This is a genomic window from Streptomyces sp. NPDC002130 (assembly GCF_040296465.1).
GTDB lineage: Bacteria > Actinomycetota > Actinomycetes > Streptomycetales > Streptomycetaceae > Streptomyces.
In genome coordinates, this window is the sequence record NZ_JBEOXI010000314.1 from 1 (window position 1) to 8,020 (window position 8,020).

The window sequence follows — 8,020 nt, forward strand, 5'->3', positions numbered from 1 at the left end:
TTACAGATTCGGGGCATGGGGAACGTGAGGCCGAGCCGCAGGGCCCCTCAGTCGAGGGCGGTCAGTGCGACCTCTACGAGGGGTTCGAGGGCGGGGCCGACCGCCTCGTGCCCCAGCACGGTGCCCGGACGGACCTCGGGGACGTCGCCCTTGAGGATGTGCAGGTCCGTTCCGCAGATGGTGACGGCGTCGACGCGCACGATGGCGTCGGTCGCCTCCTGGACAGCCGGGTCCGGGACGTCCTCCCAGGCGGACTGTCCGGGGCCGTGGAAAACATAGCCCTTCATGGCGGTGCCCCCTGACTGGCGCGTGGTGTGTCCGGTTTGTTCCGCAGTTCCAGCTTGGCGCGGATCGGTGGGACGCGCTTGGGCCGGTCGGTCCCGGCCACCGGCCCGCCGGGGGTCTTGCGGGGGCGTACGGCAGGGATATGGCGCCGCGAGTCCGTCCGGCCCGGGTGGACAGGGGCCGATCGGCACTACCGCAGGGCCCCTCCGGCAGGCTTTCCTCGGACCATGCCCGACACCCCCGGCAGGTCCACGCCTCCGCCGGAGCACACGACAGGCGTCATGACCCTGCGCGGCGAGCTTCGACGGGTGACCTCGGAGCTCGCTCCCAGCCACCGCTCGCGCAGTCGCGTCTCCTCGTACAACCGGGCGTTATCGATCGCCACACCCGCGGCCACCGCGAGCGTGGACAGCACCGACTCGTCCTCGGCGTCGAACTCCGGAGCGCCGCGCTTCTCCGTGAGGCGGCGGGGTAGGGGGATGGGGTCAGTGGGCGGGCGTGCGGTCCGTCAGTGGTGCGGGGCGGCGATGGCGGCGAGATGCGTGCCGGGGCGGACGGAGAGTCCGTTCATGTTGTAGATGATCTTTCCGGTGGCGATGGCTGTGACCTTGTGCTCGGTGCCGTCGGCCGGGTCGATGATGCGGCCGACGGTCTGCCCCTCGGTGACCTCGTCGCCGGTGACCGCGTCCGGGTACCAGAGGCCTGCGGCCGGAGACTCGACGTCGCCCGTCCAGATCCAGTCGCGCGGCTGCACGGTCACCGGTGCGAGGTGCTGCGGCGCCTCGATGGCACCGAGGTGGTGCAGGATCCGGTACAGGGCGTCGAGGAGCCTGCGCACGGTGGCGGGGTCGCGGTCGCCGAGTTGGCCGGTCTCGACGAGGATCGCGGGGATGCCCTGCCGGTTCGCCGCGGCGTGGCTGTTGCCGCCGTCGGCGCTGGTGCCGAAGATGACCAGCTCGTATCCGACCGCGTGGGCCATCGCCTTGTTCTTCGCGTCGAGCTCGGCGTCGCCGGTCAGGCGGTAGCCGACGAAGTCGAGCAGGTGCTGGTCGATGCCGCCGCTGTGCAGGTCCACGTAGGCGTCGGCGCCGTCGATCAGGTGCTCGAAGAGCCAGGCCGCCATGCGGTCGGTGGGGCCGCCGTCCTTGTCGCCGGGGAAGACGCGGTTGATGTTCACGCCGTCCAGCGGGGAGATGTTGAGCCGTCCGCCGTAGACGGCCGGGGGGTTGGCCACGGGGCAGATCACCAGCTGGCCGGCGATCTCGTCCGGTTCCAGCAGCCCGGCCAGGCGGGTGGTGGCGTCGACGGGGATGAACTCGCCGCCGTGGACGCCACCGGTGATCACGACCCTCGGGCCGGGACGGGAGCCGTTGACGAGGATCAGGGGGACGTCCACCGTCGTGGGGCCGAGGTCGGCGGGCAGGGTCCCGCGGGTCTTCCGGCCGGGCTCGCCCTCAGCGCGCCGATGGTCAGGGTCATGTGTCTTCTCTTTCTGACTCAGGCCGTGGAACGGCCGTTTGTGGTGATGAAGTCGATCGACTGGGAGGCGCGGCGCTCCGGGGCGAGGTCTCAGGACTGAACGGCCGAGCGCAGCTCGGGCAGGGACAGGACCTCGTCCAGCACGTCGACGTAGAGATCCACGTGCTCGCCACGGAAGGTCATGGGTGGTTTGATCTTCAGTACGTTGTCGTGCACGCCGTTGGGGAAGACGATGACGCCTCGCTCCTTCATGAGTTCGGTGACCATGAAGGCCTGCTCGGTGGCCGGCATCTTGGTGGTGCGGTTGCGGACCAGTTCGACGCCGAGGTAGAGCCCTTCCGCCCGCACGTCACCGATGAGCGGCTGGCGCTGCTGGAGCTCGCGCAGCGACTGGGCGAAGTACCCGCCCACGCTCACGGCGTTCTCCCTCAGCCCATCCTGCTCGACGATGTCGAGCACGGCCTCGCCGATCGCGCAGGAGACCGGGTTGCCGCCGAAGGTGTTGAAGTACTTCATGCCCGTGTCGAACGCGTCGGCGATCTCCCGAGTCGTGACCACCGCCGCGAGGGGATGCCCATTCCCTAGCGGCTTGCCCATCGTGACGATGTCCGGGACCACCCCCTGGAGCTCGAACCCCCACCAGGGCCCGAGTCGTCCGACGCCGACCTGGACCTCGTCGGAGATGCACAGGGCGCCCGCCCGCCTGGCAGCGGTGAACACGCCGTCGAGGTAGCCGTCGGGGAACACGATGTTCCCACCCGATCCCATCAGGGACTCGGCGATGAAGGCGGCCGGGGGTCGGCCGTCGGCCGTGATCCGCTCGATGACAGCCGCGGCGTCGCGCGCGTACTTGACTCCGGCGGACGCGTCGTCGTACCCGTAGGTGCTGCGGTAGCGGTCCGGGATGACGACCTCGTGGGTGGTCGCGGGCGCACCGGCGCCGCCGGGGCCCTTGTAACGGTTCGGGCTGATCCCGGTCACCACGCCGGTGTTTCCGTGGTACGCGCCGTCGATGTTGACGATGTGCTGACGACCTGTCACCTGGCGGGCGATCCGCAGCGCCAGGTCGTTCGCCTCGCTGCCCGTGCACACGAGGAAGACGACCTCGAGCGGGTCGGGCAGGGTGGCTACCAGCTTCTGCACGTAACTGGCGATCTGCGGGTAGACGAAACGGCTGTTGGTGTTGAGCTTGCGCATCTGTCGGGTGGCGGCGGCCGTCACCCGTGACTCGGCGTGGCCGACGTGGGTGACGTTGTTCAGCGAGTCCAGATAGGCCAGGCCGTCCTCGTCGTGGAACCACACGTCCCGCCCACGCACGAGGTTCATCGGGGTGCGGTAGTAGTTGCGCTGGGAGCGTGCGATGTGGCGACGGCGCACTGAGACGACGTCGTCGATGGTGGGGGCCGCGGCGGCGGACTCGGTGAACCCGAGGAGCCGGGCGGGGTCGGGTGACAGGTGGCTCCACACCTGCCGTGCGGAGGGCGGCACGACGCGAGGCGGCGGCCACGTGGCCATCCGCGCGGTGCGGTGGACCTGTACCTGGATGCAGGACCCGAGCGGGTCCGTCTCCTCGCTCGCGCAGGCGCGTCCCAACGGCCCTCCGGCCGGGACTGTCGCCGCGACGGGCGGCGTGTCGTCGAGTCCCCACCAGCACGTCCAGAACTCCAGCCCCTCGACCGCATGTCGCAGTACCAACGGCATCCCGGCGCCACCGCGGGCCTCGACGACGCCGGACAGCGGGCTGGCAACCTCCTCGGCGTCGGCCACGATCAGCGAGCCGCCGACCTGAACCGTCGCGGGCTCGTCGGCTCCCGGGCGGCGCCGGCCCCCCAGGAGCAGCGATGCGCTGAGGTGGGGCACGTAGCCCCGTCGCCGTCGTCCGTCGAGGATGTTGTCGATGCTCGCGCGCACCGCCCTCGCGTCGCGCCAGTCGATTTCGTCGTAGAGATCACTTGCCGGTCGCAGGTCGAGCAGCTGCGGGGCCGGTGCGTGCGGGGAGCCCTCTCGGGCCGCCTCTGCCACGACCTCTTCCAGACCCCGCTGCTCCCGCGTCGGGGGGAGCCCACACGCGACCCGGAACGTCGCCTCGGCGACGTCGGGGCAAATCTCGGCCACCTGCGCGATCGCGGGCCAGGTGTGTTGCATGCGGCTACGCCCGTACGGCGTGTCGCTCTCGGCGACCCGGCGCGTCCACGTCACGGCGTTCATGCACAGCCGGGCGGCCGCCAACGGATAGACAGCCGCCAGTTCCTCGGCTGTGAGGGGGAGCACCGAGTGGAAGCCGGCCACGACTTCGGCCGCCGCAGCGAGCGGGTCGGCCTTGCGGACCATGGCGTAGCCCGCCGCGATCGCCACCTCCGCCGCGCGCACACTGTAGAGCGAGTCGCCCAGGTCGACGATGCCCGAGATCCGCAGCACCCCGTCCTCGTCGGCGTCGGCCAGGACGTTGGCGTCATTGAGATCCTGGTGTACGACGCTCCGCGGCAGTCGGTCCCAGGCCGGCAGGAGATCGTCGTACCAGCCCATGATCGTGCGCACCGACTCCCGCCGGTCCGCGTCCTGTACAGCGTGCAGCGACGCCTCGACGATCTCAGCGGCCCGGCGCATGTCCCAATCGTGCGGTTCCAAGCCCACCGGTGGCTCCATGCTGGAGAGTCCGAGGCTCAGCCGCCCGGCGGCTTCTCCCAGCTGACGCAGAAGCGCCGCGGGGTGGTCGTCGAGATCCGCCAGGACCCGGCCCTCGATCCAGCTCATCACGCGAACCACGTGCGTTCGGCCCTCGTGGACGACGGCGGCGAGGAACTTCCCCTCGCGTGTCGGGACCAGCCGTGGCACCGGAAGGCCGGGAACGGTGGCGGCCAGATGCTGGAAGAGCGAGTTCTGCCAGAGGACGTCGGCCGAGTCCGGCTCCGCGCGGGTGACCCGTACGAAGTAGCGCATGCCGTCGTCGCCGGTGATCCGGACGTTCTGGTCGATCTCCCCTCCCAGGGGGTGCTGGACATATCCCTCGAGTCCGAAGGACTGCCGCAGCACGTGATCGAGGAGCGAGCCCGGCAGTTGGCCGGTGTGACCGGGGAGGGTCGTTCCGTCCTGGCCGGTGGTGGTCACTGAGGTCATCGGTGCGTTCTCTCTCTCGTCGTCAGGTCGCTCATCACTCACCGTGGGCCTGCGCCACGACGCTCAGGTCGTGGCCAGTCCCCCGCGGCCACCCGTGTCGGACCTTTGCCCGACGCTGTCAGCCGGCTCCCGGACGGTCCGATCGATTGCGGTTCCCGGGGGCGGCGGGCGGGGCTGCCGCGGCTGTGTCTCGATCGCTTCACGGGCTGCGCAGACCTCGGCCAAGTCGACGGCCAACAGGTCCAAGGCGGACTCCCCCGTTTGGTACTTCAAAGGCGGAGCGCTCACGAGACCGGTCATCAGCTCACGCGGCGGCTGTCATGGCGTCCCAGGTGACGTCGGCGTCGAGCACCCCGTGCAGCGCCTCGGCTGGGTCCATTGATGTCCTCATGGTCCTCGACCCTCGCCTTGAGCTCGGCGTAGTCTCTGCGGGAGTCCTGGGTGATCTCGATTCCGCTCTGCCTGGCGAACCGCTGACACCGACCCGAGGAACGCGGCGCCCTCGGCAGCGCCTGCCCAAGTGACGGACTTGGGATCAGGTGCCTAACGGGAGTGCCATAGCTGCTCCAGGTGCGTGGTCATGTCACGAGGTCTCTCCAGCCCGAGGTGATGCGTCAGATGAAACACCGCGGAGAATCCGGCAACAAGGGACGCGAGGCCGCGACATCGACCCCGTATTTTGTGCCTATGCACAATCTCTGTCAGAGAGCCCCAGCGGCATGTCAGCGGTATTACCCGGAGACGGCCCCAAATCCGTCCGGTGACGGCTGTCGCAGGGAGAGGCGGTCCTCATGAGCGGCCCGGGACGCCGTCAGGGCGGGGCTCGCCACGACGCCGTGCAGGCGATCGCGCGCAGGCTCCTCGAGGAACGACTCGACGAATTGACCTCTCGTGCTCTCGAACAACTGGAAGCCGAGGAGCCCGCCTACGCGTCGGCGGACTGGGACCCGGTCCAGAAACGGGAGGGGATGCGACGAACCCTCGAACTCGCCCTGACCCGGCTGGCCGGCGGTCCCGTGCCCCGGACGGTCTCGCGCGCCACCGAGGACGTGGGACGCGAGCGAGCCGAGCAGGCGTTCCCCCTGACCGCTCTGATGCACTCCTTCCAGCTGGACCTCAGGACCCTGTGGGAGGCCGTGCTCGCGGAGGGGCGAGCACGTGGCATCAGCGCCGATCCCGACTTCCTCGACGGGCTGATCCGCGTCTGGGAGGCGACGGACGCCAACAGCGTCGAGGTCGTCGACGCCTACCGCCGCACCGAGCGCGACCTGGCGAGCCGTCGTACGGAGGTGCGCAACCGCGCCTTCAGCCGCCTGGTCCTGGAAGGGGAGCAGGATCCCTCGACCGTCGCCGAGGCCTCCACACTGCTGGGCTTCTCCGAGAACGTCGCCCTGACCGTGGTCGTGGTCGAATCCGTTCCTACCGGGGACCCCGCTGTGTCCCAGGTCGACGATGCGCTGCGTCGGGGCGGCCTGGTACGTCACTTCGGATGGATGGGTGACGAGCTCCTCGGCATCATCGGTCACGGACGGCGCGATGAAGAGGCCATGCTTGCCATGCTCCGGCCGTTCGCCCCGTGGCGCTGCGGCGTCGCGGAAGTCCCCGGGCTGGCGCTGACGGCGCGGGGCATCCGGTTCGCACGTGCCGCGATCCGCAGTTCCGCGCAGCCCGGGGTGCGGCACGTGGAGGGCCACTGGACCGGGGCGATCATGTCGGCCCAGGAGGAGCTCACCGGTGCGATGGCCACCGGCGTGCTGCGCCCCCTGCTCGAGCTGCGCGACCGCGACAGCATCGTCGAGACCCTGCGCTGGTACCTCGACCTGGGCTCGGTCGCCGAGGTGGCCGCACGCACCTACCGTCACCGGAACACGGTGGGCAATCGCCTGCAGGCTGCGGAAGAGGCGACCGGGCTGAAGCTGTCCCGACCGAACGACGCCGCCCGGCTGGTCCTCGCCCTGGCTTGGCTGGAGACGGACGCGGGCGCCCGCTTCCGGGCGACGATGTCCTGATCCACCGATCGCCGGACGGGTCGAGGCAACCGGCCGGGGCCGCGACCGGGAGAGCTGGAGCCACAGTGTGTCGGCCGCTCGGCGCTGCTGCCCGGCGGCGTCCGGAGCCGCTCGCGGTGCCTCTCAGAGACCATTCGGTTCGAGCAGAACTGCATCGACTCCCTGACGGGAAATTGTGCACAGGCACAAAATACGCGGCCGATCTCGCGGCCTCACGTCCCTTGTTGCCGGATTCTCCGCAGTGCTTCACTGACGCATCACCTCGAGCCGGAGAAAGGCTCATCGCATCGGAGCAGTAATGATGCTGCCGCCGACCACCTGATCAGCATTCGCCGTCCCCTGCCCTGTCCGGGGGCTCGTCCTCCAGCCTGAGCTTCCGATGCGGCCGACCTGGCCGCACTCGACGAGATCGCGACTCCCGGTAAACGGAATGTCCTATATGTCTGGAAAGAGGTTGAATATCATGCGTCAGATCGTCACCTTCGATGCCTACGGCACCCTGGTCGACTTCCAGCTCGGCCCCACCACCCTGAAGGTCCTGGCCGACCGGCTGGACCTGGACCGTCTGAACGTCGACGAGTTCCTCGACGACTTCCGCATCATGCGGTTCCACGCCGTCCTGGAGGCATACCGCCCCTTCCGCGAACTGCTGCCCACCAGCCTGGAGATAGCGATGCGTCTGCACGGCCTGGAGTACCGGCAGTCCGACGGCGAGGCCCTGGTCGCGGCCGTGCCCACCTTCGGCCCCCACCCCGAGGTCCCGGCCGCCCTGCGGGCGCTGAAGTCCCGGTACGAGATCGCCATCATCTCCAACACGGACGACGACCTCATCGCCCAGAACCTGGCCAACATGGGCGTCGAGTTCGACCATGTCATCACCGCCCAGCAGGCCAAGGCGTACAAGCCGTCCCGGCAGACCTTCGAGTACGCCTTCCAGGCCATGGACATCGACCCCGCCCAGGTCATTCACGTCGCCCAGGGCTGGGAGTACGACCTCATCCCCACCCGCGACCTCGGCCTCGCTCGCCGCGTGTGGATCAACCGCTACGGCCACAACGGCTCCATCGGCGCCCGCGGCAGCGCCGACTACCAGCCCTTCGACGAGCTGCCCGACCTGTCCGGCCTGCCGA

General features: G+C 69.6%; 5 protein-coding genes and 1 pseudogene. 2 read left to right on the forward strand and 4 right to left on the reverse strand.

Annotated features, from left to right (window positions below):
* Positions 1–83: 83 nt before the first annotated feature.
* The 4 genes and pseudogenes from ABT116_RS36460 to ABT116_RS36475 all read right to left on the reverse strand — a co-directional run.
* Positions 84–287, reverse strand: a pseudogene (locus tag ABT116_RS36460) (alcohol dehydrogenase catalytic domain-containing protein); the annotation flags it as partial.
* 188 nt (positions 288–475) lie between these two features.
* Positions 476–700, reverse strand: coding sequence for a hypothetical protein (locus ABT116_RS36465; protein WP_351643073.1), 225 nt, complete (start codon positions 698–700; stop codon positions 476–478).
* A gap of 93 nt (positions 701–793) precedes the next feature.
* The gene (locus tag ABT116_RS36470) at positions 794–1,681 is read right to left on the reverse strand and encodes a succinylglutamate desuccinylase/aspartoacylase family protein (protein ID WP_351643075.1); all 888 of its coding nucleotides are present in this window, start codon (positions 1,679–1,681) and stop codon (positions 794–796) included.
* Positions 1,682–1,854: 173 nt separating this feature from the next.
* Positions 1,855–4,881 (reverse strand): aminotransferase class III-fold pyridoxal phosphate-dependent enzyme, encoded by a 3,027-nt coding sequence (locus ABT116_RS36475; protein WP_351643078.1) that lies wholly within the window; start codon positions 4,879–4,881, stop codon positions 1,855–1,857.
* A gap of 791 nt (positions 4,882–5,672) precedes the next feature.
* Here ABT116_RS36475 and ABT116_RS36480 point away from each other — a divergent pair.
* Positions 5,673–6,890, forward strand: coding sequence for a PucR family transcriptional regulator (locus tag ABT116_RS36480; protein ID WP_351643081.1), 1,218 nt, complete (start codon positions 5,673–5,675; stop codon positions 6,888–6,890).
* Between the two features lie 463 nt (positions 6,891–7,353).
* Positions 7,354–8,020 (forward strand): haloacid dehalogenase type II (locus ABT116_RS36485; RefSeq protein ID WP_351643085.1); only part of this gene is annotated, 667 nt, incomplete at its 3' end.

Excerpts from the sequence above, each read along its gene's own strand:
- ABT116_RS36475 (WP_351643078.1), bottom strand. The coding sequence starts at position 4,881 with ATGACCTCAGTGACCACCACCGGCCAGGACGGAACGACCCTCCCCGGT.
- ABT116_RS36480 (WP_351643081.1), top strand. The coding sequence starts at position 5,673 with ATGAGCGGCCCGGGACGCCGTCAGGGCGGGGCTCGCCACGACGCCGTG.